The following is a 25975-nucleotide window of genomic DNA, read 5'->3' as shown; positions in this document are numbered from 1 at the left end:
TTCCTAATCTTTTTTGTAAAATTCACATTCGTAACCGTCTGCCTGCAGCGGCAGTCCCTCCACCCACTCCGGCGGCTCTGCCATAATGGTACATACTTCTGGGGCAGAGGCAGTTCCAAACGGAACCTCCAGCACCGCTTCATCATGGACATGCATCACGATATCAAATCCGGCCTGCCTTAAGCGGAGCATTGCTTCTGCCAGCAAATCCCTGGCTGTTCCCTGGACAATATTTTCTACCAGCTTCGGCCCGTAGGTCTCCAGGCAGCTCCATTTCCCGCTCTCGCCAATCCCTTCATAAACAAGTCCTATCCTGCCAAATTTATTTAATCCCAGTCTGGGTTTTACATAGGAGAGTTTTCTGCCGGACGGCAACGTTACGAACAAAATTCCGCTCTGGTACTCAAACAGTATCCGGCCGATCCGTTTCGGCTTCTTTTCTTGTACCGTCTGGACAGCCGCCGCATCCACATCCCACCAAAACTGTGTAATATGGGAATTTGCCAACCGCCAGGTAGAAACAAGTTCCGGCAATTCCTCTTCCTGAATGCCCATTTCCAATGCTCCCATAGAAATAAGCGCTCCGGCCGCACCACCGTATCCCAGGGCAAGCTCTGATATTTTCCCTTTCTGGCGCAGGGCTGAACCTTTTGTCACTTCATCAACAGGGACATGAAACATAGTGGAAGCAGAGGCTTCATAGATTTTCCCGTGGGTACGGAATACCTCCAGACGCCATTCTTCCCCGGCAAGCCAGGCCAGTACACGGGCTTCAATCGCAGAGAAATCAGCCACAATAAAGCGGCACCCGGCTTTCGGTACAAAGGCCGTTCTAATCAGTTCAGATAATACATTGGGAATAGAATCATAAAACAGTTCCATATCTTCATACCGCCCTTTTTTCACCAGGCATCTTGCCAGTTCCAGGTCTTTCATATGATTCTGGGGCAGGTTTTGTACCTGTACCAGTCTCCCGGCCCACCGTCCGGTGCGGTTTGCCCCATAAAACTGCAAAAGTCCGTGAACCCTGCCATCCCGGCAGAGCGACCGTTGTATTGCTTCATATTTCTTTACTGATGTTTTAGCCAGTAAAAGCCGGAGCCGTAATGCCTCCTTCACATCCCCTTCCGTTTCCACAATCAAATCAGCTACTGCCTTTTTAGACAGACTGGTTACCTCCACACCGTTCTTCCCCAGCCACGATTTTATCTGTGCAACTGAATTAGGATTTTCCAGTCCGGTCAGTTCATAGGCTCTTTGTGTCACAATATCATTATGAAGCCAATCACAGGCAATCGCCTGATCTACCAGTTCCCGGTCAACCTCGATTCCCCGGTCATTAATTTCCTGATCCAGCCAGTACAGCACCTGTTCTTTTTCTGGAATGGGAAAACGCTGCAATTTCATCCGCACTGCCTTCTCTACCTCAACATCCCGGATACAATAGTTCTTAAACAATTTCCACTTCTCCGGAGCATGACAGGGGAGGTTCCGTTGCCTCTCCTGATTGCTTTTAGAAGGTTTACAGGGCAGGCAAAAATAGCGGATCAGCTCTTTTCCTTCTTTAATTTTCTGTTTATCCAGTCCGAGAACCGCACCCACATCCTCTAAAGACCTGGGCAGGGCAAGCAATGCGGCCTGAACGGCGCTGCAATGCCAGGACACAGGCGGCAGATAGGTTCCCAAATGTCTACTCAGACAAATCCGTTCAAAATTGGCATTAAATGCTGTCTTAATGATATCTGTATCGAATATGGCTTCCACCACCTCAGCCGGAATTGCGCCCCCCTGTACCAAGTCTGCTATCTGTATTTCCTCATCATCAAAAGCCCAGGCAAACAGCAGCACCTCAAAAGCGGGGCTGTCTGCATATGCGTAAACCCCGCACTTTAATAAATCCACATCAGAGAACGTTTCTATATCGAATGCTAATATCCGGCCCATAGGTTTATCCCTTCTTTCCCCGCTGAAACATCCCGGCAGCAGTTTCCCGCCGCCGCTCTGTGTTTAACCCAGAAAATCATCTCCGTCTCCAATTGGCTCAAAATCATCCTTTGCTTCACTTTTTCCGCCCAGTGGTTCTCCTTCACGGAGCTTCTGGATATTCCCAAGTCCGGCAGCAATGCCCCGGTTGCCATTGGAGTTATAACCGTAGAAATTTACGCTGATTCTTCCATAACAGCCGGAATACACCTCGGTCTGGTCCAGGATTGGCTGGACATTCTTATCTACCACCTGCGGTGCCTGCCTGCTGTTAGCGTTAAAGAAGTAGCTGTCCGCATAAGCCTCATCCTCTGGCCGGTCAATATCACCGTCCCGTAATGGCAGTTTTAAGTTGGCAGGCACTTTACCGCCCCATTTTGATACCGCCTCCTGCTTTGCCTGTTCCACTGCTTTCTTAATCTTCTCAATGGTTTCTGTGTCTGATTTCGGTACAATAGCTGATACTGAATATTTCGGATCACTACCGTTAACCGCATTCGGCTCCCAGCAGTGCAGATAAGAGAATCTGCATGATACAATTACTTTTGTTAAATTTATACTCTCATTATTCATCGTCATAATCTCTCCTTCATTCTTTACTGAAATCTGTTTCAGCAGTTGCATTCTCCACTGGCAGCCGCCTGTCAGATTCGGGCACCAGTGTAATCTTTCCTATTGGCTTGTAGACCAGATTTCCTAATATTTCACTGAACTTTTTCTTTCCCATCAGCTTTTCCATTTCGGTAATACCAATGAGGCTCTGCTTGTAAATATCTTTGTATCCTGCTGCCCCGGCAGCCTTTGCCACCTCTTCTTCACTGGAATATTTCCGGTTGCTCCGGCCTTCCACCAGCTTAAATCCGGTCCATTGCTTCCCATGGGTAATTGCCTGGTTGGCAGCATAAGCATAGATATCGGCCGACCATTTTGCCAGTTCATCTGCCGTGGAAAGAACCTTGGCTATCTCTTCTTCTGTCAACAATGCAGGTGGTCTAAATTCCATCTGAGCCAGCTTCAGAAATTCCTCCGCTCTGGCCCGGCACTGGTTCCTGGCTTTACAAAACCGGCACCATCTGCCTGGGATAAACTCGCCATCACCCTTTGCTGCCAATACAGCCCTGGGAACCAATTCCGACTGAACCCAATCCATTAGTTCAGGCAGCGGAAGTTCCCAGGTACTGACCGATTCCAACCTGGGCTGGAATATTGTCATCCGTATCTTTTCTATTTCATAAAGAGCGTCAAACAGCTCCAGAGCTCCCAAGGCGTATAGCATCATCTGCGGGTTTCTCTCCGCCTCAACTGCCACGCCTTTTCCGTATTTAAAATCTATCACCGACAAAACCCCATCCGACACTATGATGCAATCACCAGTACCAAAACCGCCTTCCACATAACGGGAATAATCCAGATGCTGCTCAATCAGCACTACCGGATCAGTGCATTTTCTTCTGGCATCCTCCACCAGTTCCATAACAAACGGCACATAATCATCGGTGCATTCCTCCATCTCATCACAGTCATAATCTGATACCGGACGCCGGGAACGCCGCTTTAATGCCCGCTTCAGCTTATGTTCTGCCAGGGTATGGGCCGCGGTGCCCTCTGCTGCATAGATACTTCCGGTATCAGTAAACTGTGTTTCCAGCCTTGCCGAAGGGGTACAGTTGAGCCACCGCAGGGAGGAAGATGCCGACAATAAGGCGTGCTTTCCCATCACAGCACCTTTGCTTTCTTCATCAGCTCCAGATAATCTTCCTCTGCCACTGCTGACAGTTTCGCTACTCCAAATTGCTGCAACAGGTCCCGGATTTCTTTGGTTTTGCCATTCTGGGATTTTTCTGCAAGTACAGCCCGGATATCTTCAATTTTCAATTCCGTTTTATCTTCCTTTGTTTTTCCGTCTGCCTTTTCTGTCTTATTCGTCTGCTCTGGTTTAACTTTTGTCAATTCTGCATCAACTTCAATATCCATTTCAGTCAATACCCGAATGCCTTCTGCTACCAGGGAAAATCCATCAGCAATTTTTGACAATCCATCACTCATCAGAACACGCCTCCAATTCTTCCAGCTTTCTAACCAATTTCTCCGGGAACATGGTGCATAATAAAAGCTCTTCGCCAATTTCCCTCGCTTCAAAATACTTCGCTTTACTGTCGTACTCCTGGCAGGCTTCCCTTAACCGCTGCTGCTTTTGTTCTTCACCGTCATTGCCAAACACCCATATTTCATCCGACTGCTCTGCCAGCCTGGTCATCAGCCAATGCTCTACAGTGCCGCCCTGATTTTCTGCAAACAGGTTGTGGAAGTTAAGATATGGGCTAATCGGAAGCACTCCCCTGTGGGCTGCAAAACGGCAGTATTCAGAAGCCCTGGCCCGGTCACTTTCTTCATTTCCGGTTAGTTTAGTTATAATCATTACCTGCTTCATTTACTCCATCTCCTTCCTGTTCATTTTTAAAGCAGACATGTCTGCCATGCTCTACCGCAAACCGGATTTCCTGTTCCATACCTGCTGTTGCCTCGCCATATACCCATATCTCATCACAATCCAGCAACAATGCCAGTCCCATAGCGATTCCTGCTGCCCGCTCCGTTTCGTTCATTTCATCCAGAAACTGCGGAAACAGGAGATGGGGAGCAACCGGAATGCAACTGGCTTCATATACCCTGCGGCAATATCTGCGGGCTTTCTCTGTATTTCCTTTTATATCTCTCTGGAAGGGACTGCAGATAAATACTTTCTTCATACTGCCCGCACCTCCTGCTCTGTGGAATCGGCAGTGTTTTCTTTACGAATTACTGCCACTGTCCCTTCCTTCTCCTCCCGCTTTAACATGGCTTTTGAGGGATTCTCTTTGGCTTTTAAAACAATCCGGATTTTCTCCATCATTTAGAAACTCCTTTCCTTTTCAAATTTTTGTTTCTACTTTATAGCCACGGGAAAAATGGTTTTTAAACTAAATCATGAATTTTTTTATTTTATCAGGAATTTTTTTCAGTCTTTTTGAGATTGCCATAACCGAAATCCCCAGTTCATTGCTGATTTCAGTCATCGTCATATTCTCAAAATAGTATTTATAGACAATCAGAGCGTCCCTTTCTTCTAATCTTCCAATTGCCAGGTGCAGCCGCTCCCGTTCATCCGAATCCACAATATGCTGTTCAATATCAGCTTTCTTATCGATAAACTGCCGCGGATTACGCCCTGGCCGCTGCTCCTGCATCGACTCCAGGGAATTATGCCTTCTTGTTTCAGTCCGGTTCCTCCGGGACTGCATTATCTCCATTTCAACCACAACTTCCCCAATGCTGTCCTCCACTTCGATTTCCAGCTTCTCACCTGTTACAAATTCATACTTAATTTTCATTGCTGTTCCTTTCTTTACCGGTGAGTAAAGCGGTGACAGCAACCTAAAAATGGACAAAAAAATAGCCGGAGAAAGCTGATTACTCGCTTTACTCCGGCTATTTGGTATCTCGCTTATGCGGATCCGTTGCTCAGTAGTTTTTGTTATTACATTGAAATCTCTTTATATTTTTCAGAAGGGTCGACACCCCTATGGCAGATTTGGATAATATTTCTGCAATGAGGGCATTTCAGCTCAATCCAGATCTCTCCTTTTGGGGATGCATAGATATCAAATGCCCGTTTTCTACAAACTGGACAATTTATTTTTTCTTTCATTTGCATATAATTCCTTTCCTATCAATTGACTGGTTGACACTGTAGGTAAAAAATAAAGTGTATTTTAGTCGTGTCATCTAAGTGATTGACACTATATTTTCAAAATTAGCACTCTGTTGTTCACAGAGTGCCTGGTATCTGTGAAAATAGCTGTATTGTTTTTTCTTCCTGTTTTCTTTCAATTCAGGCCACATATTCATTCAACCCTAACTGAGCTAAACGGATATTTGCAGAACTAGGGGATACCTGAAATATCTCTGAAAGTGATTCCGATAAAGAGGTCGTGTCTTGCAAACTGTCTTCTATCAAATCTGATACTGCTGTGATAAATGGTGTTTTCGGCATTAGTATTGCCGCACTGAAATATTTTGCATGATGTTCAAGCCAGTCATGACCCGTGATCAGCCTTCTCCTCCCTGCCTGTTCTTCATCGCCGTCAAAATCAGTCTTTTGGCAGCCTGTTAGATCTGACTCAGATGTATAGGCATAGTAGCTTCTCCTATCAACATTTGTATAATAATCGGAATGAAACAGCCAGTGTCCACATTCATGCCCTATCGTAGATCGCAGCCTGTATTCCTTCCAATCATTTAGTAGCGTATTATCAATAAGCAGGGTTCCTCTGCTTACATACAGATAATCTGCACATTTCTCTTTCGGCATATATACCGGAACTCTTTCTACTTCTTGAAATACCATCCGCCCTAAAATGAAACCGCAATGGGAAAGGTATACATAATCCAGCGTCAACTTGAGATAAAACTCTGCAAACTCATCCATATCGATTGGCTGGGGAATTTTTAATACCGAAGGATTATAATCTTTTAGGGATTCCTCCGCATAAACGTCAATCTCTCTGTTGCTCATGATAGGGATACCATTTCTTTTCTTTTTCAGCTTGGGCTGGTACATACCCGATCACCCCTTTCTTGCTTTTAACTCATCCAGTAATACCCGCCATTCTTTTTCGCCCGCCCCTGTTTCCATTGACAAGCGCAGGGCGTCTATCACATATGAATTGCTGAGCATATAATCTGCACAATCCTGTGGGGTTACCACATCATTGGATGTCCTTGACTGGGCGGCCACATCATAAAGGGTATGGGATTCCTCCTCATTTAGCAACAGGTAGCGAGTCAGCAACTTCAGCCTTTCCGCAGTAAATGTGCTGCTTCTTCCTTTTTCAACTTCACTGTAATACTGTGGTGATACTTTTATGGCCTTGGCCGTTTCACGCAGGGATTTTCCTCTGCTTTTTCGCAATGTTTCCACGTAATTTCCAAATCTAAGCCTCTGATCTGTATTCATGGTTCATCTCCTCTGAAATATTTTATATGGAGAGGATTACCAGAAAACAGAACACTTATTCGTCAACTAACTGATTTACATGTTATTTTTGGATTTTTGTTTGAGATTGGATAGAAATATCCCCAGCCGCATGACAGATGATCAGCGGTGGGGATATGATAATTTACTTGATAATTAAGATCTTTTGAGACTGGTGGTCAGGACAATATGCCGTTTTTCTGGGCATACTGGTACATCTGCTCTTCTTCCAGGCAAACCTCATCATACCGGCTTTTTATTTTTCCTATTTTGATATCCTCCATTAAATTATCAAGGAATTTCTTGAAATCAGGGTTACTGTCTACCAGGCGGTTAATGGTATCCCAGTCGAGTGATTCTTTTTCTTTTGCTGAAAATAGAATCTCACTTTGCATGAAATGTTCGGCATCCAACCGGATAACTCCAATTCCGAAGGCGTTGTTCAAGCGGCGCATTTCGTCTATCAGTTCCGGATCGTCTGCAATATGTAATGCTACGAGATAGCCTTCATGCGCCCAGCTTGAATTGGATACGGCCTGGAAGTAATACTCCCGGAGGTTGGATAGATTGATATCAATCTTCATCTCAAAAGAATACAGCTTATATGGGTTCACTTTCAGGATATCAAATAGTTTGAGTGTATTTTCGGTATAAGATTCAAAGGGGAAATGTACGCCGACAATATCCGGGTGCAACCATTTATTCTTGCCGCTCTTTTCACGCTTGGATGTCTCATGGTAAATGGTTTTTGTGGAACATTTGAAATGCTCATCAGCATTTACGAAGCTGGACAGCAGAATATGTAAGGCTCTTTCTCCGAATTTATGTTTCTGGGATAACTTCTCCTGCTTCTGTTTATCTTCATATTCTTTAAGTCCTGCTGTTTTTCCTTTTAAAAAGAATTTCGCCGGACGTTTGCTTACCTGTTCAAATACAGTGTCTGGATTATTTTTTATATCAACATATATTCTGGCGGACAGGGTGCGGATTGGTGTTTTTCCTGAAGATGATAGCTTCTCCAGAAGTCCCAGATTCTTTGCGGTATCCCACATTTGTTCAATAGATAATGGGATGTTTTCTTTTTCCAGTACATCTTTTGCTAAAGTTAAAAAGCTATATGCCATACTTTAAGTGCCCCTTTCGTATCGGTTATTTTTTATTGTAACATGAATTTGGAAATATTGGGAGATTTCCCAGTAATGAATGTATCAGAGATTTACATATCTTTTAACAGAATCTATTTTGGACTACAACAGCTTCGCTAATGTGATTAAACACTTTAGCGAAACCCTACATGTTTTGGCAAAACTCCTGTATCATACGTTTTGGCGTTACCCCATCCCCCTGTAGATTTTGATATCTGTTTATAGATTTCCAAACAACACAGAACTATTTTTATACAATAACTGCCTCAAATCCGCATAAAATCAAGGTTTCTTTGAGAGGAAACAGACGATTTCAACGTTCCCATAGACGGAAGTTTTATATAACATAGCAATATTACTTGTCATTTCTATATGAAGGGGTAGCTATATTTACCCCCATGTACTATATGCATGTTATTCACTATTCTTATTTGAAAATATGCCTTCCTCTGTGCCTCGCAAGAATTTCATGATTTTGTTCCACAGTCTTTTAAGAAAATTATATCTTTTTGATATTCTTTCTGTAGTGATCATTCAATAAAAGAGAGCTAAAGTAAAGCTTTTATCATAACTGAGTTCAATCATTCTTATTTAGTTTGGCCACAAGTTTGCATTTTGTATAATGATCTTCAAAATCATAATTATCATATACTTTCTTCAATGTTTGACCATCCTTGTCATATACTAGCATCTTTGAATCTAATAGCTGCATTTTATCCGCTACTTCATCAGATGGCGTTTTAAATAAAATATCTTTATAAATAATGTAGGTTGCATAATGCCGTCCAATCTCGAAATAACTAACAGGATTAAAAAATGAGTATTTCTCAAAATCGTTTTTTGATATCTCAGAATTAGTTGTATCCAAAGTGTAATCAAGCCTAAAGACCTTTGAAAACCCTTCTATCTGATCAATAATTTTTGCATGATTATATGTACCAACTTCAATAAAAACATTATCCATATAATAGATATTTAGTAAAAACAAAGCAGATAAACTATAAATCAAGTTACCAAGATTTGCTTTACTGAAATTTTTTACGCGATCATGTTTAATCTTATTATAGGCATTATACCAGCCCCAGGATTTTCTTTCTTTACCACCGATTTTAATTGAAATGTCTTTCTTAAATGGTGATAGTTTAATGTCAAATATGTTAGTTGTGCAGTTATCCAGAGTAAAATCCACCAATTTATTACTAAGTCCGTATTTTTCTTCTAATCTTGTATAATAGTCATTAAAATATACAATTTTCCTAATATGCCTCTTATTATCGTAAAATTTAATATTCTCTTTCTTGCAAAGCTCTTTAGATATATTTTCTATTTCAGATACTGTCCTTAAGAGCATATCAGCAATCTTCGTAGAATATACATTTAACTGCCTTCGATTAAATGTAATATAATAACTCAACTCTACAAGTTCCCTTTCCAATTGTTGATATATTGGAAAAAATAGATTTTGTGACACTATTCCCCCCCTTCCTGTTAATATAATGGCTAATTCATTAATCTATTAACTTTTACTGTCCTATATCAAATATCTTTTGCCAAAACGTTCATTTTTCTTACCCCACCACGGTAACCGGAAACATATTTCACCCCAATCACTCACGAAAACACACTTACATATTCGCCTCAAATCCCCGAAACCCTTTGATTTACTGGGCTTTCTTCTCCAGCAACACAACTGTCTCAACGTGCCTTGTTTGAATGAACATATTAACATACATAAACATAAATAATAAGCAAATAAGAGAAAATCAAACTATAACATAAATAAAAAGGGACATCCTCGTAGTTGAAGATATACCTTTCATTATTTGTCCTTGATTTCTATCAAGCGCCCATCTTTACAAGTTATAATTTAAGCCGCAAGCATTCATGCCTGCGGCTTACTATTTTAATGGAGATAGTGGGATTCGAACCCATGACCTCTTGAATGCCATTCAAGCGCTCTCCCAGCTGAGCTATACCCCCATGACCGCTATTATAGCAAAGCATTAAAAAAATTGCAACAACATATTGCATTTATTTTTTAAAATGTTATAATAATTCAAGAACATTTGAATATAGTAGTCTTCAGGGCAGGGTGTAATTCCCGACCGGCGGTAAAGTCCGCGAGCGCAAACTGCGCAGAATTGGTTTGATTCCAATACCGACAGTATAGTCTGGATGAAAGAAGATGTGTTAAATAGTGATAATACACCTGTCTATTTTTAACACCTGAAAGGCATACTTTCAGGTGTTACTTATTTTCAGGAGGACTTAATTATGAATATGACAAAGAAAACAAACAAACTCACCCTTATGGCCATGCTTTGCGCTCTGGCCTTTGTAGCTGTTGTGGCGATCCGGATCCCTCTGATCCCCATACTGCCATTCCTGGAATATGAGCCTAAGGATGTTATCATCCTTACCGGAGGCTTCCTATTCGGCCCAATGTCTGCGGCACTGATCTCTGTTATCGTGTCCTTTGTGGAGATGTTTACCATCAGCAGCACCGGAATTATCGGACTGATCATGAACATCCTTTCAACGGTAGCATTTGTCTGCCCGGCAGCTTATTTCTATAAGAAGCGTCATTCCCTGTGGGGAGCATTCTTTGGCATGGTGGCAGGCACCCTTCTCATGACCCTTGTCATGGTTTTGTGGAATTACCTGATCACTCCCATTTACATGGGCTATCCCCGGGAAGCCGTGGTCAAACTCCTTCTCCCGGCATTTGTTCCCTTTAACCTTTTAAAGGGTGGAATCAATACAGCCCTGACCCTTCTCATCTATAAGCCTTTGGTAACCGCCTTAAGAAGATCCAATCTTATGATTCCCGCTTCAATGGCTTCTGTAGACGCTTCCCAAAAGCAGAGATTCAATCTTGGCACCACCCTTACTGCAGCGGTCATTTTAATAACCTGTATTTTAGCTGTCCTGGTTATGAAGGGAATCATATAATCAACGAAACAGCAAGGGAGTGTCGCACAATGACATGAAATCATTTTGACTTCATGTCAGGAGCGGCGCTCCCATTTTTTCAACTTAAAATCCAGCTGAATCATCATTTTAGACACTCCGACCGGATTTTTGGCGTACTTTAACCGATCTGTTTCATGATCCTCTTTTTTATGCTGTTTTTAATTCATACAGATGGCTCTGAAGCTTCTCCCTTTGGATTTTTGAGTGCAGTTTGTTGATGTTAGACCCCATGCTCAGTAAAAGAAACTCGATTTTTACATTGTTTTTTCCGCTTGTCAAAAATCTCCTGAATCCATAATCCTGTTTTAATACTCCAAAGGCTCCTTCTACCTGGATCGAACGGTTCATCCGGTACCGGATCCCCTCTTTGCTTAAGATATTTTTTAGTGATACATTCCTTTTTTCTATCAGTACCTTTGAAACATACATCTGCTTTCCTCTTCGCGAATTGGTACATTTTCCTTCGAAATGTGGGCAGCTGCTATAGTCTTCACAACAATAAATGTCCTGCTTTGACTCATAACCAGTTGCGCTGATTTTCTTTTTCTTCCCAACATTCCATAAAATTCTGCCATAATGGCAGACAAAGCAATACCCTTCTTCTATATAGGCCATGTTTTCCCTGTGCCCGATTTCTTTTTTGAAGCTGCGTTTTTTCCACTTCTCATAGGTCTGGGGCTTGATGTATGGAATCTTCTGTTCTTTTTCTAGCCATAGATAATTCTCTTCATTTTCATATCCGGCATCTGCTGTGATACTTTGATAGCTGTGCTTTAAGTTTGATTCGGTTTCCTGAAGGAACGGAATCAGGGTATTGGTATCGTCTCGGTCGGAAAATACCCCCACTCCCATGATGTATTCGCTGTCAACTCCAATCTGGAGGCTATATCCGGGTTTCAACTGCGCATTCCGCATTTGGTCACCTTTCATGTGCATAAAAGTCGCATCCGGATCTGTCTTGGAATAACTGTTGTGCCCATGGATTTTTTTTTGTGGATACCGTACCTGTTTTGCCGTTCCAGGCAGGACTCTAAATACTCTTTGTCTTTCTGAATCTGACTCTTGCGGTGGCCACGCCCATGTACCAGAACAACGCCCAGTTCCTGAATCTTCTCTGTCAGCTGTTCCACGATTTTTCCCAGATCTTTGGCAGCTGTTTCGCTGTGAAAGCAGAAGGATTCCAGATACTCATGATTGATTTCTGGTATTCGCTGTTTTATCTGTCCCTGCATCCTTGCCTCATGCTTTCCGACTGCTTTTTTCCAGACAAAGGTGTACTTATTCGCTTTGGATTCAATCTTAGTCCCAGCCACGAATAGGTTCTTTCCGCTGGCTTCTCCTGATTTTAAGAGAAGGTGAGCCGGTTGTCCAAACAGTTCTTCACAGATTTCTTTTAAGAATGTGGTGCGGAATCTGGCTATCGTGCTATGGTCTGGAGCTTTGGTTCCAGCTAGAAGCCAGAGAAAGTTGATATCCCTTGTGCATGCTTTTTCTATTTTTCTGCTGGAATAGATCCCCTGTGAGTAGGCGTATACCAGAATCTTGAACATCAGCTTGGGTTCAACTGCAGGATTTCTCCCTTCCTGGGAGTATGCCTTATAAAGACTGCTATACAGAGACCGGGTGACTGAGATGCTGGAACGATCAGCCAACAGCTGTGCAGAAGAATTCCTGGAAACCTTGGAACAGTTTGATGCCATGCAACACCGACTCCATGAGGATCTTGAACGGATTGAACGGGAAAACCGGGAGAACAACTACAAGAGGTATATACAAGGACTTTAAGCAACTATAGATGAAGAAACTCAAATCGTGTATATCGTCGATGTAGTATATGACGGACAAAACTATCCTGAAATGCTGTAGTTTTTCAACAAAGGCCGATTGGAAGATTTTTCGGTCGGCCTTTCCCCTTGTACCTAAAAAGCATATCCGGATTGGCAGGTTGAGGATTGGCAAGAATACTATTTAGAACGGCTTCGTCACAAGACATTTCTATATCCTTTGACATAAAATAATAACTTACCCAAGGATTAAACCAATGGATTGCAAGGATAAAGAAAGCAAACAGTTTTATCAGATAGTCGCACCGCTGAATATACATTCTTATTGTCTCATATGTCAAAGTTTATCGGCATTTTCGTAGATGGATTTTTTCTCCTCATCATTTAGCGTTTTTTCAATGATAGAAGCAATCGCCAGAACGACAAATATATTTGCAACCAGCCTTACAAGCGTAAACAGCCATCCCATCGAGGATACTTCAAAAAGCAAGAGTGGGATACGGATGCTTGCGCAGGAACATATAAATATCAATACATTACTTATCTTACTACCTTTCTTCAACATCATACCGGCGACAGGCAGTAACGCATACAAGGGCACAGCAGTTACTATTCCCAATCCAAAGGCCACAAGGATACCTTTAATACCTGACTTCTCTCCCATTATGCGGATCATGCCTTCACGTTCTACCCACACGTCTAAAAGACCAATACAGACAAAGACTGGAGTCAGCATAAAAAGAAAGTTCAAAAAGTTCTTGCAAGTGAAAAGCAACGAATTTATTCCTATTGCGGGATAGAAAAGCAGGGCTAGAATATTCGTTGTTAAAACAACAAGCAAAAACCAATATTGCTTAATAATTTTCTTCATCTCATCACCAACCCGATAATAAAAGCTACGGCGAATGCAAAGACGAAAAAAAGCAGATTGCGAAGTATTGCAATCTTTTTCCCGAGATATTTACTTTCGAGTGGTATTGTAATAATTCCAACCGTAGTCAATGTGCAGATAAAAACAGCTATCTGCATTATACCCGCACCGTTTTGCAACAATTGTGAAGCAACGGGAAAGGCGATCAGAACAGGAATAAGGGCTATTGCTCCAGTAACGGCTGACAAAAGCATCCCCAATATGCCTGATTCTGCACCTATAATTTTTTGTATAGTTTCAGGCTTGATAGCCGCGAGCAAAGTCCCAACAAGAAACAGTATAGCTAGAAACTGAGGGAGCATGGAAAGAAACATTTTCCATGCTCTTTTCAATGCAGTTAAAGTTTTGCGCCTGTTTTTTATAAATGATACTACTAGCAAAAATACAGTTATACCATAAAGTATGTATGTGAATAAAGAATCCATTTAGCTAAACCATTTCTCCTTTCAATCCGCTTACACCAGTTCCTATAACTGTCTTGATTTAACGGCATTTTTTAGTAAAGGAATTATAATAGTTGCAATTACTCCGCCAATCAAGGCCGTAAGCAATTGCGGAATTGAAAACATGCCAGATATTGTTGTTGCTTGTTTTTCCGGCAAATTCATCAAATGAGGAATTGCAATTGCGACTATACCGATGTACAGCATCAAGAATTTACTAACTGCCGCAACAGTAAGAGTAAGAATGTAGACAGTAACTGACTTTCCAAAGCGGCGGTTGCCAAGAAAGTGCCAAATCAGAACAAGGACTATATTACCTGCCACAATAAAGGGAATAAGCAACCAAAGAGGCCCTATCCCCAGAAACTTTGCAAATATAGGGGAAATAACCGCCACAGTCAAGCCAGACGATAGCCCCGCTATCATCACCGAAATTATCAAAATCATATTAACAGCAGAGCCTGTGACAATTGTGCTTCCGAATACAGCTGTAGTAGCCTGCATAATGAACTCTTTTAATTCCTCAATGTCTTCACGGCTTTTAGAACTGACTTTTGCGATTGGCATATCCAGTATATTCCGAAATTGTTCCACTGTTTCATTGGATAGGTTGCTTAGATCGCTCTTATTTATAACTCCGATGGACGGAATTTTTCTCTTGTGCAGGTCCTTTGCCAAATCAACTTCAAATTCCGAAAGACCGTCAACGGCACTTATTACAATTATAGCAAAATTGGTTTTATCCATGACCTCATAGGTTTTTTGTTTTCGCAATGCACCAAGGTTGCCAACATCATCAAGGCCTGCTGTGTCAATCATAACAATCGGGCCAATAGGAAGTAATTCCATTGTTTTGAAAACAGGGTCGGTAGTAGTTCCTGCCACATCAGAAACAATGGCAATAGGTTGATTGGTAATCGCATTTATAAGAGTTGACTTTCCAACGTTGCGCTTTCCGAATATGGCAATATGGAGTCTAAATCCCATTGGTGTTGTATTCATAAATACATCTCCTTTACAAATCAGGGCATGTTTGAGTGATTAATCAACCAAACATGCCCTTTATTTGGAGGCCATAAAAGATGCCTATTTTTCGTTGCGGAGTTTCTGCGGGACTTTGGGCTGATATAGCCTCCAATCACAAACAGTGCTAGATGACTTCTTAGCAATTGACAAAACCGCTGATGAGATAACCTTAGCCATTTTCTGTTTCATAGTATTCACCTCGTAAATTATTTTACCAGAATATTCCTCTAATAAGTGATAACTATATATTATCAACTAAATTTGATTTATTGCAATTGGTTTGTCGTGAATAGCAAGTTGGTGTCGTAAATAGCAAGCGAGTGTCATGAATAGATAATGTTTGGCGAATACATTAAAGTGATCACCTATTCAGGTACAGAGATAACGGTATATAGTGAAAATGGCTTTACAACAAGAAAAAACTGCCTTATAGGATTAAACTCCTATCAAGACGGTTTTTTTACATAATTTCCAAACACGTTTAAAAACCAGCTTTATTCGCTTGAGCACGCACAGCAGCAGGCATCATATCTTTATCATGACGCAAGAAGAGGAACTATGGGTATATATCAACGCCTCGAACTTGACCCGAAGTCAATAGGGGCTGTGACGGTAATGCTCGTCAGCAAGAGGACAAAATGTCCCGAAGCCGATGAACAGCAAAACACCCGCTCGCTTAATGATAAGCAAACGGGCATTTTGTTGTTCAGAGTATAATATAGGCCAGATCAACCATTTTTACCACAAGTCACCTTCGCAGAGCCAGAATATGTTTTTGAGGTGCTTGTTTGTTTAATAGTAAGCGATGCGCCCACATACGCATCCGACAATAAACCTGAGCCGCCCTTGTTTGTACTCCAAGAGGTCTCAGTATAGCCAGACTTAACAGATTTGGAGTGACTATAGTCTGTAACTTTTGCTGAACTGCCATCATAGGAGAATGTTCCGGATACTGTGATTGTGGCAGCAACAGCGGAGCCATTTTTTATCTCCACTGTCGATTTCTGAGTTTTTGTTCCAGATGCCCTTTGTAGGCCCGTCCCATATTCATCAGTTATTATTTCCGTAGAAGTAAACCCATCGCCCAAATCATATACCGTAACCTCGACGTGCTTGTACGGAGTGACCCATGTTTCGCTATGGGAAATGATATTCCCATTTGCATTGTCGAGTGCCTCGCTTGCAAAAGCTGCAGTTGCCATGACGAAAGTAAAAACCATTACTAACAGAATCGCCAATATGGATTTGCTCAATTGCTTCGTGCCCTTGAAATTTAACATAATTTTAATCCCCTTTCAATATTTTGTATTGTTCCTAACGTAACGAAATCTCTCTTGGCAAATTTACCATGCTCAAACTTGGTTGAATGATAAAACTAATTTGGAATGAGGAAACCCTAATCTTCCCAAACAATACTACCGCTCGCTATTCCGCTAAGAATTTCATTCCATTGTTCTGCCGAAAACAGCCCTTCATCTGTATGCTTTACACTGTTAATTTTTGTAACTGTCGTTGTCGTTACTGTAGAGGTAAATCCATCACCTAAATCGTAAACTGTAGTTGCAATAGATTCAAACGGCGTGAGCCACTCCTCATCATGAGAAATAATATTTGCGTTTCGACCAACGATAATATCACTCTCATAAACCGCCGTCCCTATGCCAAAGAGAAAAATCGTCACCAGCAAAACACCCAACAAAATTTTAATTGATGACTTCATGTTTTTGAGACGTAGCATAAACCTTCCCTCCATGTTATACTGGTGGCCTGTTAAAACAAGTTGGCCTCGCTATATAGGGATATATCCATAAGAGGACAAAATGTCCCATAGTCAATGGACAACAAAACTCCTACTAACTTTATATGTAGGTCAACAGGTGTTTTGTGCTTTTGGTATGATATCAGTCGAATTAAAATCCAGCCTCAACCATTCTTGCCGCAGGTCACTTGTGCGTTGCCAACGTAAGTTTTTCCGCTACTGTTGTTTTTGACGATAAGCGATGCGTTCACAATCGCATCACCATACAAAGCACTCGAGTCGCGCTTGTTTGTACTCCAAGAATCCTCAGTATAGCCAGACTTAACAGATTTGGAGTGACTATAGTTTGTAACTTTTGCTGAACTGCCATTATAGGAGAATGTTCCGGATACTGTGATTGTGGCAGCAACAGCGGAACCATTTTTTATCTCCACTGTCGATTTCTGAGTTTTTGTTCCAGATGCCCTTTGTAGGCCGGCCCCATATTCATCAGTTATTGTTTCCGTAGAAGTAAACCCATCGCCCAAATCATATACCGTAACCTCGACGTGCTTGTACGGAGTGACCCATGTTTCGCTATGGGAAATGATATTCCCATTTGCATTGTCGGGTGCCTCGCTTGCAAAAGCCGCAGTTGCCATGACGAAAGTAAAAACCATTACTAACAGAGTCGCCAATATAGATTTGCTCAATTGCTTCGTGCCCTTGAAATTTAACATAATTTAAATCCCCTTTCAATATTTTGTACTGTTCCTAACATGGACAAAGATGAGATAACTTTAGCCATTTTCTGTTTCATAGCATTCACCTCATAAATTATTTTACCAGAATATGCCTCTGATAAGTGATAACTATATTTATCAACTAAATTTGATTTATTGCAATAGGTTTGTCGTGAATAGCAAGCTGGTATCGTAAATAGCATGATGGGGATAAAAAAAATAGACATAGGAGTATACCCGATATATTCTGTAAACTTCTATGTCTCCATATATGAACAATTTCTTGTTTATCCTTTTGTAATAAATGTTACCAAGATTAGCAGCATATGTGTAACCATGCCATATGCCAGTGATGCAGTTATCCAATTATACTTATCGGGCAACAAAACAGATGTTGATAAAATTATTACAAAAAAAATTATTACTATAATTCGGCTAAATATTTTCATGCGCTTTTGTTTCTTCGTGCTTAAAGGATTATTTTTATGTTCTATCGGAGCTTTTAACCATACAAAAAAAACTGACAATCCTGCAAGCGCAATACACACTTCCGTAGATGCAATATGCGAAATCCCCCATAAAGAAAGTAACCATATTGATGTTGACATAATAAAACAACGAAAATGCGTTTGCGCGTGGAATCCCCCAGCAGTATTTCTAAGAGCAACAAAAGAGATATGGTACAGTATGGTTTGCACCACCTGTTGAAGCCAAACGGAAATAATTAGTATAGAAGCAATGTCAATAATGTTGTTGTACAACGAATGAAAGCCATACTCATAAATATCTCTATCTTCCTCATCTATAACACGATTACGGATTAAGTAATCTGTACTTATTTTTGTCATTTTTTCTATCAAACCCGGCACCCCTTATATAAATATTTTTCGAAAAACACCCAAGTTCTTTATTTAGATAGCTTAATCATTACAAGCGTCGTGAACTCATAATTTTCGTGCCGATAGGTCACAAATCCGCCACTTTCTTCGGCTATATTCTGAATTTGCTTTGTTCCAATACCATGAATCCCAGTGTCTTCCTTAGTCGATTTTAAAGATCCAGCAGCTCTGAACCGGCCCTTCTTATAAGTTGCGTTACGACAGGCAATTACCCAATATGAATTTACTACACGAGTACACAAATCGATAAAGTGTGGTTCAACAGCCTTTTTGTTGGCTTCAAAGGCGTTATCCAAAACATTGCTTACCAAAATACAAAGCTCAACGTCTGAAATCGGAAGATTATCAGGCATCTCAATGTGGGCTGTAAAATTCATATTGAGATTCTGGGCTATTTTTGCCTTTGAATTAATGAGTGCGTTTAACACAGGATGTTTGGCATATTCCTGTGTTCCGATATCAAATCCAGTTAGGTTTCCTATATATTGCTCCAATGCATTATAGTCCTTTGCATTAAGATATCCTGATATGGCGGAAAAATGGCCGTTGAGATCATGACGGACTGCAGATAGCTTTAAGTATATATCTTGGATCTGGCTGATATGATCTTGTGTCATTTCAGCTGTACGAAGCTGCAATTTGGATTGCGCTAATTCTTTTCCGTTTACCGTGAGCCAATTGTATAACGAAATAACACTTGCCATCACCAGGAGCAAAATAATATTCCCTGATGCCAATAAAGGTGACGTACTTATTAATGCTTTGTTAAACTGGAAAATGAGTTCAAGCAAAACCCAACAACCCGTAGAAACGATGAGTAACGGAAAGCAGTCACGCCAATTCATCGTATGGCTCTTATCAACCCTTCGTGTTATAAAATAATAAACTATAAATAAAGTGATTCTGGCTGTAAATATCATTGCTATACGAACCAAACCAAAGGAATCCACTTGTTCAGAAAATGTATTGGGTAATAAGAGGTAAAGGCTTATGATAGCCGTTTCAACAATTCCATCTAATACAACCGGAATAATTGTCCAAATCCCATATGACCTGAATTTGCCTTTAAACACAAAACTGGCATAAATTATTCCAGCGGCTACTGAGAAGTACCGACGATAAGGGAAACCCAAAATATAGTAAGCCATTCTGATTCCTATAAAAATGGCTCCTGCTATTATCTGTTTTTTTCTTCCTACTTTTGCATCCAGTGTACGATATAAAAAATAAATATGTAGGGCAATAGTGGAAATTTCAGCAAACCGCTCTACAATAAATAGCGAAATATTCATATCATCTTCTCCAATACATCATCTGAAAATACTTCCAATAATTTATTTATATATTTTCGGCTTACCGGCAGATCAACCAATCCATTATTTTCATGGAGACTGACAGAATAGGGATATGTTGTTTTTATGTTGTCTATCTTATCCAGAGCAATAACATACGACCTATGAATTTGCACAAAATATTCATCACCTAATAATGCCAATACTTCACCGAGTGTTCCTCTGAGGGTCAAACTGCCTTTCATCGTATGATAAATAACGGTGTGATCAATTATTTCTGCATACACTATATCTTTTTGATATATATTGTTTAACCGGTTTTCAGCCACTATCTTGATAATTCTTTGATTCTTCTGACGTTTAATAATCCTATCCAGAAATAGTGACAACCTACCCTCATCAATGGGTTTCGATAAGAAGCCCATTGCCTCCACTAAATATCCATCAGCGGCCCGTAGGGAATCAACAGTAACAAAAATTATTGGTATGGTATTGCCCATCTTACGCAGGTGCTTAGCCAAAGTCATACCATCTACCACTTGCTCTCCGAGCGAAATATCCAAAAACAGAACATCTGTATCCAAATTTTCCGTAAGATGGTTGATCAATTCCTGAGGCAATGTAAAGCTATCACAATGAAAAGAAACTTTTCGTGTAGCAGCCCATTTCGCAATTGATGCTTTTAATGTCTCAGTCCAATATTGCTCATCTTCACAAATGACAATTTTCATACTTACACCCCCCACCTGTAGGTGTAATCACACCACTGTCCATGTTAATTATACGACCTACAGAATAAATTACAAATAAATATAACGTGCTATTCACGACACCAGCTTGCTATCTACGACAGATTACTTCTAAGCTTCTATAAAATAGGTTATGGGATTTGCTTTACTCACATGTATATATAAACCAATCGTTATAGAAAAACCTGATTAAATGTCGTGCCGACCCAAATCATATCCTTTTGGGTCGAACCATAGACCAATATCGCAATTACTGCCGCTCCAAAATAGCAATAATAAGCCTTCAAGAATCTCATAGCCTATACTTTATTTTAACCACGAATGGATTTAAATTGCTGTTTGTTTTTTAGGTACTCTTCCACAGACGGAGTATGTACCAACATATGTACGTCCAATTCCAGTGCATCAGCTACAGCCACACCGATACGAAATGACGTTCTGCTCAAACATCGTTCCCCGGACTCAAGGCGTTGATATAAGCGAATATTTATGGAAGCTATATCCGCTACCTGCTGCTGGGTTAAATTTAAACTTTCCCGTTGTGTTTTAAGGATAGAAAACATCGGTTTTTCCGATTCACCGCTTTGCTTTTTTTCTCCCATTTTCAAATCGTCCTTCCCTTTACGTCCAATTGGTCGTAAGTTAATACTACATCATCTTTCAAAAAATTACAATAGAATTTTGGCTTGCTATCTGCGACAAGCCACTTGTTTTAATTGCGTTATTGTAGAGGGACAGACCGTTGATGAGTACATCAAAGAACACATACTGAATCAAGTCAGAATCATAAATAGACCTGATAAAACATAGCCACAGAAACGGTCCAAGAGACGTCGATCCTTAAACCCGAAAGGTACTTGACCAGTCTCCCCCGCTGTTAAAAATACGAAATCATGTCTACTTACTAAATAGCTGACCTAATTGATAAGGGCAGCTACGAGGATAGCCACATTCTCATATTCTCCACCCCAGTTGCGGCGAAGGTAGATGCCGTCCACATAGACATACGGATGGCAGGTTCTTCGGAATCTGCTTTTCTGTTTTTAGACATAAAAACGGAGCTGTTACTCCGGCAGATTACTTATCTGCTTTTGCAACAGCCCCTTATAGTTATTTTTTTGTTATTTCTTTTCTGTTATTTCTTTTAACACCATTGCCTGATAAAAAATCCGGTGTGCTTTTAACCAAATGGATTTTCTGTCTTATAAAGCATTCCCTTTGGCTGGTTAAATCCGATTTCTTCTACCCCAAGGTACTTAAACACCTCAAATATGGCCTTTCCATAATGTCCGAAAGCAACGGCTCCGTGGTGAGGGAAATTCTTCTCAATGAGCACATGGCGGTAAAACCTTCCCATTTCCGGAATGGCAAACACACCAATGGAGCCAAAGGAACGGGTGGCTACGGGAAGCACTTCTCCCTGGGCCACGTATGCCCGGAGCAAATTGTCCGCAGTGCTCTGGAGGCGGAAAAACGTAATATCACCGGGTGCGATATCTCCCTCAAGGGTTCCCTGGGTCACTTCCTCAGGAAGGGCTCTTGCCATGATCATCTGATACTTCATAGAGCAGGCGGAAAGCTTTCTGGAGCATGTATTTCCGCAGTGGAAGCCCATAAAGGTATCCTGGTGGGTATAGTCATGTTTGCCCTTAATATCCCCGTCATACATATCGGCTGGAACCGTATTGTTAATGTCAAGCAGGGTCACGGCATCCATACTGATGCAGGTTCCGATGAACTCGCTGAGAGCTCCGTAAATGTCCACTTCACAGGAAACCGGGATTCCCATTCCTGTAAGACGGCTGTTCACGTAGCAAGGAACAAAGCCGAACTGGGTCTGGAATGCCGGCCAGCATTTTCCTGCAATGGCAACATATTTCCGGTATCCCTTGTGAGCCTCCACCCAATCCAGAAGGGTGAGTTCATACTGGGCAAGCTTTGGAAGGATCTCCGGCTTTTGGTTCCCTTCTCCCAGTTCCTTTTCCATATCCTTTACTACATCCGGGATCCTTGGATCATCTGCATGTTTATTATAGGCTTCAAATAAATCCAGCTCAGAGTTTTCTTCGATCTCCACACCCAGGTTATAAAGCTGTTTAATAGGGGCATTGCACGCCAGGAAGTTTAAGGGGCGGGGGCCAAAGCTTATGATTTTTAACTGGGGAAGTCCTACCAGGGTCCTGGCAATGGGAAGGAATTCTTCAATCATGTCGGCACATTCCTCAGCCGTTCCCACCGGATATTCCGGTATGTACGCTTTGACATTTCTAAGCTTTAAATTATAGCTTGCATTTAACATTCCGCAGTAAGCATCTCCACGGCCCTGGGTCAAGCTGTCCCCGCTTTCCTCTGCCGCAGCGATGAACATGACCGGTCCGTCAAAATGCTTTGCAAGAAGGGTTTCTGAAATCTCCGGCCCAAAGTTGCCAAGATATACTACCAGGGCATTGCAGCCGGCTTTCTTTACATCCTCCAATGCCTGGACCATATGGATCTCGCTTTCCACGATACAGACAGGACTTTCGTAGATATTTCCGGCATCATACTTTGCACTGTATGCCTCCACCAGGGCTTTTCTTCTGTTTACGGATAAAGATTCCGGAAAACAGTCCCTGCTTACCGCTACGATTCCTACCTTTAATTCCGGGATATTATTCATTTTATAACTCCTCCTGTTATTCTTCAGGCATCCCTTTTTAAATGATATGCCTGCTGATTTATTGTTAAATACTTGTCAGATAGATAAGTTTTCTCCTGATATACCGATGTAGGCATGGTCCGGCAGTCCGCCCTCTTTATGTCCAATGAGCCATTTGTTTTTGGCAAACAGCAGTCTGTCCTCTTCATTCACCTCTTTCCCGGCAGGCTCTAAATCCGTATTGGTATCCTTTGGCAGGATCACCACACAGCGGAAGCCCTCCTCCACATGGCAGGGCGCATAATGAAGGGTCGTGGCATAAACCTCGATCACGGTCCCTGCCGGAACCAGGAATGCCTCCATGTTTCCTGAATCGTATGTATAATCCGGAGTAATATCCTGCTGCCGTCCCAAAATCAGGACCAGATTTGTCACGGCCACATTGATTTCTGAATTTCTATGATATTCCACTGCGTTCATTTTCTTATTATGTCCGTTGCAGTAGCCTACCTGAATGGGAAGCTGGCCGTACAGCTTCTTTTCTATTTCCTTAGAAACCGCCAGTTCCTCCAATTCCTTTACGGAAGGAACATAAATCACCTCATCGGGAAGGGGTGTCTCCTTCATTTTTTCCAGCAGTTCTTCTACATCATATCCTGTAACCACTTTCCCGTAAACGTGAAAGGCAGGATCTGTCACCGGTTTAATTAATAATCCCATAGCTTTCCCTCTCTTTTCTTATTCTCCGAATACAGCCAGATGATCCCCATTTCATTGGCTATTCTGATTTCTTCCACATTTGCCGTATCAATAAAAAAATGCATACTTCTCTCCTCCTGTCTGACTCATTTCCATGATTTATAAAGCTGCAAGCTTTTTATAGCTGTCCTTTAGATCCTCATAAAGCTGCTTGTATAAGTGATGGTATTTTTTATAGAGGCAGGCCTGGCTCTCCTCAGGCCCCGTAGCCTTATCCTCAGAGATCAGAGCATCACAGGCTGCTTCCACGCTTTCAAAAATCCCGCATCCCACTCCCGCCAGAATGGCGGCTCCCAGGGCCGGTCCTTCTGTCTGGGCAACGGTTTTTACATGACAGTCATACATATCCGCAAGCATCTGGCGCCATACCCGGCTCTTACCGCCTCCGCCGCATGCCATCATCTCCCCCACATGAATCCCCATTTCCTTAAGAATATCATTGCAGTCGCTGAGAGAATAGGATACGCCTTCCATTACGGCCCGCAGCATGTGCTTTCTTGTATGTATGGCGGAAAGCCCAAAAAAAACTCCCCGGCAGTCCGGATCCAGATGAGGGGTCCTTTCCCCCATTAAATAGGGAAGGTAAATAAGCTTATCGCTTCCTGCCTCTATCTGGCTTACATCCCGGTTAATGAGATCGTAAACATCAACCTCCTGTAATTTTGCTTCCTCTACATAATCCTGGCAGAAATTGTCCTTAAACCATTTTAGGGACAGTCCTGCTCCCTGGGTCACCCCCATAACATGCCATGCTCCCGGAACCGCACAGCAGCAGGTATGGACTCTTCCTTTGGGGTCAATGGTAACCTGGCTGCTGTGAGCAAATACCACTCCCGATGTTCCTATGGTTGTAAAGGCTGTTCCATCCCTTACTACTCCGGTCCCCACAGCGGCGGCCGCATTGTCTCCGGCCCCTCCCACGACCTTTGTTTCCATGGAAAGCCCGGTTCTCTCTGCGATCTCAGGAAGAAGCGTTCCCGTCACCTCGCAGGACTCATACACTTTTCCTAAAAGCTTCTGGTCAATATCCAGCTTATTTAAGACTTCTTCGGACCAGCACCTTCCCGGCACATCCAAAAGCTGCATTCCGCTGGCATCGGAAACCTCGGTTGCGTAAACTCCCGTCAATACGTATCGGATATAATCCTTAGGAAGGAGGATGTGCCTGCATCTTCCGTAATTCTCAGGCTCATTTTTCCTCACCCATAAAATCTTGGCCGCCGTCCAGCCGGTAAGGGGCGGATTGGCGGTGATCTGGATCCACCGTTCCTTTGGCATAACCTTAAGCATGTCTTCCACTTCTGCTGCGGTCCTCTGGTCGCACCAGATGATAGAAGGACGGATCACCTCATTCTTTTCATCAAGCATCACAAGTCCATGCATCTGGCCTGAGATCCCGATCCCTTTCACATCCTCCTTTAAAACCCCGGACTCTGCCACCACCTGGGAAAGAGTATCAAGAACCGCCTCCCTCCAGTCTTCCGGCCTCTGCTCCGCCCAACCGTTCCGGGGCTGGTAAAGGGAATATTCCCTGGATGCGGAAGCAACCGCACAGCCCCTTTCATCAAACAGGACAGTCTTAGTCGCCGATGTCCCCACGTCAATTCCAATCAGATAATTCATTCTGATACCTCCTCCAAAGATCTCTTATTCTGATTATAATATACATGCCTGAAAAAAGCGTGCGTTTATTTGTCCAAGTAATAGCACTTTCTTGCACTTTAAGTTCCGCAAGCAATGAGCAGTGCGAAACAGGCCAGGAGAAGATTTTCGTTGCACTTGCACATAAGAAAATCTTCCCCTGGCCCGCTTCATAGGGTGAATGCCCGTGAGCGAGTAAAACCGCAGGTTTTGCGAG

31 protein-coding genes, 1 tRNA gene and 1 riboswitch are annotated in these 25975 nt (G+C 42.0%); of the genes, 1 reads left to right on the top strand and 31 read right to left on the bottom strand.

Annotated elements, in window-relative coordinates:
- Positions 1-3: 3 nt before the first annotated feature.
- The 14 genes from ACYVD3_RS07185 to ACYVD3_RS07120 all read right to left on the bottom strand — a co-directional run bounded on the left by ACYVD3_RS07185 (position 4) and on the right by ACYVD3_RS07120 (position 10122).
- The gene (locus ACYVD3_RS07185; protein ID WP_460641830.1) at positions 4-1944 is read right to left on the bottom strand and encodes a DNA polymerase; all 1941 of its coding nucleotides are present in this window, start codon (positions 1942-1944) and stop codon (positions 4-6) included.
- A 63-nt stretch (positions 1945-2007) separates the two neighbouring features.
- Entirely contained in the window at positions 2008-2556 is a 549-nt protein-coding gene (locus tag ACYVD3_RS07180) for a DUF2815 family protein (RefSeq protein ID WP_460641829.1), read from the bottom strand.
- Positions 2557-2572: 16 nt separating this feature from the next.
- On the bottom strand, positions 2573-3700 hold the full coding sequence (locus ACYVD3_RS07175; protein WP_460641828.1) for a DUF2800 domain-containing protein: 1128 nt from the start codon (positions 3698-3700) through the stop codon (positions 2573-2575).
- Complete coding sequence (locus tag ACYVD3_RS07170) at positions 3700-4029, bottom strand: hypothetical protein (protein ID WP_460641827.1); 330 nt, start codon at positions 4027-4029, stop codon at positions 3700-3702. The genes ACYVD3_RS07175 and ACYVD3_RS07170 overlap by 1 nt, the downstream gene beginning before the upstream one ends.
- Positions 4022-4414, bottom strand: coding sequence for a DUF7768 domain-containing protein (locus tag ACYVD3_RS07165; RefSeq protein WP_460641826.1), 393 nt, complete (start codon positions 4412-4414; stop codon positions 4022-4024). Before ACYVD3_RS07165 ends, ACYVD3_RS07170 begins: the two co-directional genes overlap by 8 nt.
- Positions 4389-4733, bottom strand: a complete 345-nt coding sequence (locus ACYVD3_RS07160; RefSeq protein ID WP_460641825.1) for a DUF7768 domain-containing protein — start codon at positions 4731-4733, stop codon at positions 4389-4391. Before ACYVD3_RS07160 ends, ACYVD3_RS07165 begins: the two co-directional genes overlap by 26 nt.
- A complete protein-coding gene (locus tag ACYVD3_RS07155) occupies positions 4730-4876 on the bottom strand; it encodes a hypothetical protein (RefSeq protein ID WP_460641824.1) in 147 nt (48 codons plus the stop codon). The genes ACYVD3_RS07160 and ACYVD3_RS07155 overlap by 4 nt, the downstream gene beginning before the upstream one ends.
- Positions 4877-4943: 67 nt before the next feature.
- On the bottom strand, positions 4944-5354 hold the full coding sequence (locus ACYVD3_RS07150) for a sigma-70 family RNA polymerase sigma factor (RefSeq protein WP_460641823.1): 411 nt from the start codon (positions 5352-5354) through the stop codon (positions 4944-4946).
- A gap of 146 nt (positions 5355-5500) precedes the next feature.
- Positions 5501-5677, bottom strand: a complete 177-nt coding sequence (locus tag ACYVD3_RS07145; RefSeq protein ID WP_460641822.1) for a hypothetical protein — start codon at positions 5675-5677, stop codon at positions 5501-5503.
- Between the two features lie 177 nt (positions 5678-5854).
- Positions 5855-6583 carry an ImmA/IrrE family metallo-endopeptidase gene (locus tag ACYVD3_RS07140; protein ID WP_460641821.1) on the bottom strand — a complete coding sequence of 243 codons (729 nt, stop codon included), beginning with the start codon at positions 6581-6583 and terminating at the stop codon, positions 5855-5857.
- A 6-nt stretch (positions 6584-6589) separates the two neighbouring features.
- On the bottom strand, positions 6590-6979 hold the full coding sequence (locus tag ACYVD3_RS07135; RefSeq protein WP_460641820.1) for a helix-turn-helix domain-containing protein: 390 nt from the start codon (positions 6977-6979) through the stop codon (positions 6590-6592).
- A gap of 197 nt (positions 6980-7176) precedes the next feature.
- A complete protein-coding gene (locus ACYVD3_RS07130; protein ID WP_460641819.1) occupies positions 7177-8121 on the bottom strand; it encodes a COG2958 family protein in 945 nt (314 codons plus the stop codon).
- A 598-nt stretch (positions 8122-8719) separates the two neighbouring features.
- Complete coding sequence (locus ACYVD3_RS07125) at positions 8720-9613, bottom strand: hypothetical protein (protein WP_460641818.1); 894 nt, start codon at positions 9611-9613, stop codon at positions 8720-8722.
- A gap of 436 nt (positions 9614-10049) precedes the next feature.
- Positions 10050-10122, bottom strand: a tRNA-Ala gene (locus ACYVD3_RS07120).
- Positions 10123-10216: 94 nt separating this feature from the next.
- Positions 10217-10333, top strand: a riboswitch (FMN riboswitch).
- An 83-nt stretch (positions 10334-10416) separates the two neighbouring features.
- On the opposite strand from ACYVD3_RS07120, the gene ACYVD3_RS07115 reads away from it, so the two are divergent.
- Entirely contained in the window at positions 10417-11094 is a 678-nt protein-coding gene (locus ACYVD3_RS07115; protein WP_460641817.1) for an ECF transporter S component, read from the top strand.
- A gap of 168 nt (positions 11095-11262) precedes the next feature.
- Here the strand turns inward: ACYVD3_RS07115 and ACYVD3_RS07110 are convergent, their stop codons facing one another.
- The 17 genes from ACYVD3_RS07110 to xylB all read right to left on the bottom strand — a co-directional run bounded on the left by ACYVD3_RS07110 (position 11263) and on the right by xylB (position 25740).
- Positions 11263-12051 carry a transposase gene (locus ACYVD3_RS07110; protein ID WP_460641816.1) on the bottom strand — a complete coding sequence of 263 codons (789 nt, stop codon included), beginning with the start codon at positions 12049-12051 and terminating at the stop codon, positions 11263-11265.
- Positions 12042-12815 (bottom strand): transposase, encoded by a 774-nt coding sequence (locus tag ACYVD3_RS07105; protein ID WP_460641815.1) that lies wholly within the window; start codon positions 12813-12815, stop codon positions 12042-12044. The genes ACYVD3_RS07110 and ACYVD3_RS07105 overlap by 10 nt, the downstream gene beginning before the upstream one ends.
- A gap of 170 nt (positions 12816-12985) precedes the next feature.
- The gene (locus tag ACYVD3_RS07100; RefSeq protein WP_460641814.1) at positions 12986-13219 is read right to left on the bottom strand and encodes a M56 family metallopeptidase; all 234 of its coding nucleotides are present in this window, start codon (positions 13217-13219) and stop codon (positions 12986-12988) included.
- Positions 13220-13236: 17 nt separating this feature from the next.
- Positions 13237-13770, bottom strand: a complete 534-nt coding sequence (locus tag ACYVD3_RS07095) for a permease (RefSeq protein WP_460641813.1) — start codon at positions 13768-13770, stop codon at positions 13237-13239.
- A complete protein-coding gene (locus ACYVD3_RS07090) occupies positions 13767-14255 on the bottom strand; it encodes a hypothetical protein (protein ID WP_460641812.1) in 489 nt (162 codons plus the stop codon). Before ACYVD3_RS07090 ends, ACYVD3_RS07095 begins: the two co-directional genes overlap by 4 nt.
- Positions 14256-14297: 42 nt before the next feature.
- Complete coding sequence (locus ACYVD3_RS07085; RefSeq protein WP_460641811.1) at positions 14298-15275, bottom strand: GTPase; 978 nt, start codon at positions 15273-15275, stop codon at positions 14298-14300.
- Positions 15276-15359: 84 nt separating this feature from the next.
- Positions 15360-15476, bottom strand: coding sequence for a cyclic lactone autoinducer peptide (locus tag ACYVD3_RS07080; protein ID WP_460641953.1), 117 nt, complete (start codon positions 15474-15476; stop codon positions 15360-15362).
- A 551-nt stretch (positions 15477-16027) separates the two neighbouring features.
- On the bottom strand, positions 16028-16579 hold the full coding sequence (locus tag ACYVD3_RS07075; protein WP_460641810.1) for a hypothetical protein: 552 nt from the start codon (positions 16577-16579) through the stop codon (positions 16028-16030).
- A gap of 116 nt (positions 16580-16695) precedes the next feature.
- The gene (locus ACYVD3_RS07070; RefSeq protein ID WP_460641809.1) at positions 16696-17037 is read right to left on the bottom strand and encodes a hypothetical protein; all 342 of its coding nucleotides are present in this window, start codon (positions 17035-17037) and stop codon (positions 16696-16698) included.
- Between the two features lie 185 nt (positions 17038-17222).
- Positions 17223-17777, bottom strand: a complete 555-nt coding sequence (locus ACYVD3_RS07065) for a hypothetical protein (protein WP_460641808.1) — start codon at positions 17775-17777, stop codon at positions 17223-17225.
- A gap of 290 nt (positions 17778-18067) precedes the next feature.
- The gene (locus ACYVD3_RS07060; RefSeq protein WP_460641807.1) at positions 18068-18640 is read right to left on the bottom strand and encodes an accessory gene regulator ArgB-like protein; all 573 of its coding nucleotides are present in this window, start codon (positions 18638-18640) and stop codon (positions 18068-18070) included.
- A 47-nt stretch (positions 18641-18687) separates the two neighbouring features.
- Complete coding sequence (locus ACYVD3_RS07055) at positions 18688-19971, bottom strand: GHKL domain-containing protein (RefSeq protein WP_460641806.1); 1284 nt, start codon at positions 19969-19971, stop codon at positions 18688-18690.
- Positions 19968-20702 (bottom strand): LytR/AlgR family response regulator transcription factor, encoded by a 735-nt coding sequence (locus ACYVD3_RS07050; protein WP_460641805.1) that lies wholly within the window; start codon positions 20700-20702, stop codon positions 19968-19970. Before ACYVD3_RS07050 ends, ACYVD3_RS07055 begins: the two co-directional genes overlap by 4 nt.
- Positions 20703-21031: 329 nt before the next feature.
- Positions 21032-21322 (bottom strand): helix-turn-helix domain-containing protein, encoded by a 291-nt coding sequence (locus tag ACYVD3_RS07045; protein WP_460641804.1) that lies wholly within the window; start codon positions 21320-21322, stop codon positions 21032-21034.
- A 578-nt stretch (positions 21323-21900) separates the two neighbouring features.
- On the bottom strand, positions 21901-23379 hold the full coding sequence (locus ACYVD3_RS07040) for an L-fucose/L-arabinose isomerase family protein (RefSeq protein ID WP_460641803.1): 1479 nt from the start codon (positions 23377-23379) through the stop codon (positions 21901-21903).
- Between the two features lie 75 nt (positions 23380-23454).
- The gene (locus tag ACYVD3_RS07035) at positions 23455-24078 is read right to left on the bottom strand and encodes a DUF4867 family protein (protein ID WP_460641802.1); all 624 of its coding nucleotides are present in this window, start codon (positions 24076-24078) and stop codon (positions 23455-23457) included.
- Positions 24079-24216: 138 nt separating this feature from the next.
- Positions 24217-25740 (bottom strand): xylulokinase, encoded by a 1524-nt coding sequence (gene xylB / locus ACYVD3_RS07030; protein WP_460641801.1) that lies wholly within the window; start codon positions 25738-25740, stop codon positions 24217-24219.
- Positions 25741-25975 lie beyond the last annotated feature (235 nt).

Source organism: Lacrimispora brassicae (assembly GCF_054772055.1).
This window is presented reverse-complemented; position numbering and strand designations above follow the sequence as displayed.

Excerpts from the sequence above, each read along its gene's own strand:
- ACYVD3_RS07185 (WP_460641830.1), bottom strand. The coding sequence starts at position 1,944 with ATGGGCCGGATATTAGCATTCGATATAGAAACGTTCTCTGATGTGGAT.
- ACYVD3_RS07180 (WP_460641829.1), bottom strand. The coding sequence starts at position 2,556 with ATGAATAATGAGAGTATAAATTTAACAAAAGTAATTGTATCATGCAGA.
- ACYVD3_RS07175 (WP_460641828.1), bottom strand. The coding sequence starts at position 3,700 with ATGGGAAAGCACGCCTTATTGTCGGCATCTTCCTCCCTGCGGTGGCTC.
- ACYVD3_RS07170 (WP_460641827.1), bottom strand. The coding sequence starts at position 4,029 with ATGAGTGATGGATTGTCAAAAATTGCTGATGGATTTTCCCTGGTAGCA.
- ACYVD3_RS07165 (WP_460641826.1), bottom strand. The coding sequence starts at position 4,414 with ATGAAGCAGGTAATGATTATAACTAAACTAACCGGAAATGAAGAAAGT.
- ACYVD3_RS07160 (WP_460641825.1), bottom strand. The coding sequence starts at position 4,733 with ATGAAGAAAGTATTTATCTGCAGTCCCTTCCAGAGAGATATAAAAGGA.
- ACYVD3_RS07155 (WP_460641824.1), bottom strand. The coding sequence starts at position 4,876 with ATGATGGAGAAAATCCGGATTGTTTTAAAAGCCAAAGAGAATCCCTCA.
- ACYVD3_RS07150 (WP_460641823.1), bottom strand. The coding sequence starts at position 5,354 with ATGAAAATTAAGTATGAATTTGTAACAGGTGAGAAGCTGGAAATCGAA.
- ACYVD3_RS07145 (WP_460641822.1), bottom strand. The coding sequence starts at position 5,677 with ATGCAAATGAAAGAAAAAATAAATTGTCCAGTTTGTAGAAAACGGGCA.
- ACYVD3_RS07140 (WP_460641821.1), bottom strand. The coding sequence starts at position 6,583 with ATGTACCAGCCCAAGCTGAAAAAGAAAAGAAATGGTATCCCTATCATG.
- ACYVD3_RS07135 (WP_460641820.1), bottom strand. The coding sequence starts at position 6,979 with ATGAATACAGATCAGAGGCTTAGATTTGGAAATTACGTGGAAACATTG.
- ACYVD3_RS07130 (WP_460641819.1), bottom strand. The coding sequence starts at position 8,121 with ATGGCATATAGCTTTTTAACTTTAGCAAAAGATGTACTGGAAAAAGAA.
- ACYVD3_RS07115 (WP_460641817.1), top strand. The coding sequence starts at position 10,417 with ATGAATATGACAAAGAAAACAAACAAACTCACCCTTATGGCCATGCTT.
- ACYVD3_RS07110 (WP_460641816.1), bottom strand. The coding sequence starts at position 12,051 with ATGCACATGAAAGGTGACCAAATGCGGAATGCGCAGTTGAAACCCGGA.
- ACYVD3_RS07105 (WP_460641815.1), bottom strand. The coding sequence starts at position 12,815 with ATGGCATCAAACTGTTCCAAGGTTTCCAGGAATTCTTCTGCACAGCTG.
- ACYVD3_RS07100 (WP_460641814.1), bottom strand. The coding sequence starts at position 13,219 with ATGTATATTCAGCGGTGCGACTATCTGATAAAACTGTTTGCTTTCTTT.
- ACYVD3_RS07095 (WP_460641813.1), bottom strand. The coding sequence starts at position 13,770 with ATGAAGAAAATTATTAAGCAATATTGGTTTTTGCTTGTTGTTTTAACA.
- ACYVD3_RS07090 (WP_460641812.1), bottom strand. The coding sequence starts at position 14,255 with ATGGATTCTTTATTCACATACATACTTTATGGTATAACTGTATTTTTG.
- ACYVD3_RS07085 (WP_460641811.1), bottom strand. The coding sequence starts at position 15,275 with ATGAATACAACACCAATGGGATTTAGACTCCATATTGCCATATTCGGA.
- ACYVD3_RS07080 (WP_460641953.1), bottom strand. The coding sequence starts at position 15,476 with ATGGCTAAGGTTATCTCATCAGCGGTTTTGTCAATTGCTAAGAAGTCA.
- ACYVD3_RS07075 (WP_460641810.1), bottom strand. The coding sequence starts at position 16,579 with ATGTTAAATTTCAAGGGCACGAAGCAATTGAGCAAATCCATATTGGCG.
- ACYVD3_RS07070 (WP_460641809.1), bottom strand. The coding sequence starts at position 17,037 with ATGCTACGTCTCAAAAACATGAAGTCATCAATTAAAATTTTGTTGGGT.
- ACYVD3_RS07065 (WP_460641808.1), bottom strand. The coding sequence starts at position 17,777 with ATGTTAAATTTCAAGGGCACGAAGCAATTGAGCAAATCTATATTGGCG.
- ACYVD3_RS07055 (WP_460641806.1), bottom strand. The coding sequence starts at position 19,971 with ATGAATATTTCGCTATTTATTGTAGAGCGGTTTGCTGAAATTTCCACT.
- ACYVD3_RS07050 (WP_460641805.1), bottom strand. The coding sequence starts at position 20,702 with ATGAAAATTGTCATTTGTGAAGATGAGCAATATTGGACTGAGACATTA.
- ACYVD3_RS07045 (WP_460641804.1), bottom strand. The coding sequence starts at position 21,322 with ATGGGAGAAAAAAAGCAAAGCGGTGAATCGGAAAAACCGATGTTTTCT.
- ACYVD3_RS07040 (WP_460641803.1), bottom strand. The coding sequence starts at position 23,379 with ATGAATAATATCCCGGAATTAAAGGTAGGAATCGTAGCGGTAAGCAGG.
- ACYVD3_RS07035 (WP_460641802.1), bottom strand. The coding sequence starts at position 24,078 with ATGGGATTATTAATTAAACCGGTGACAGATCCTGCCTTTCACGTTTAC.
- xylB (WP_460641801.1), bottom strand. The coding sequence starts at position 25,740 with ATGAATTATCTGATTGGAATTGACGTGGGGACATCGGCGACTAAGACT.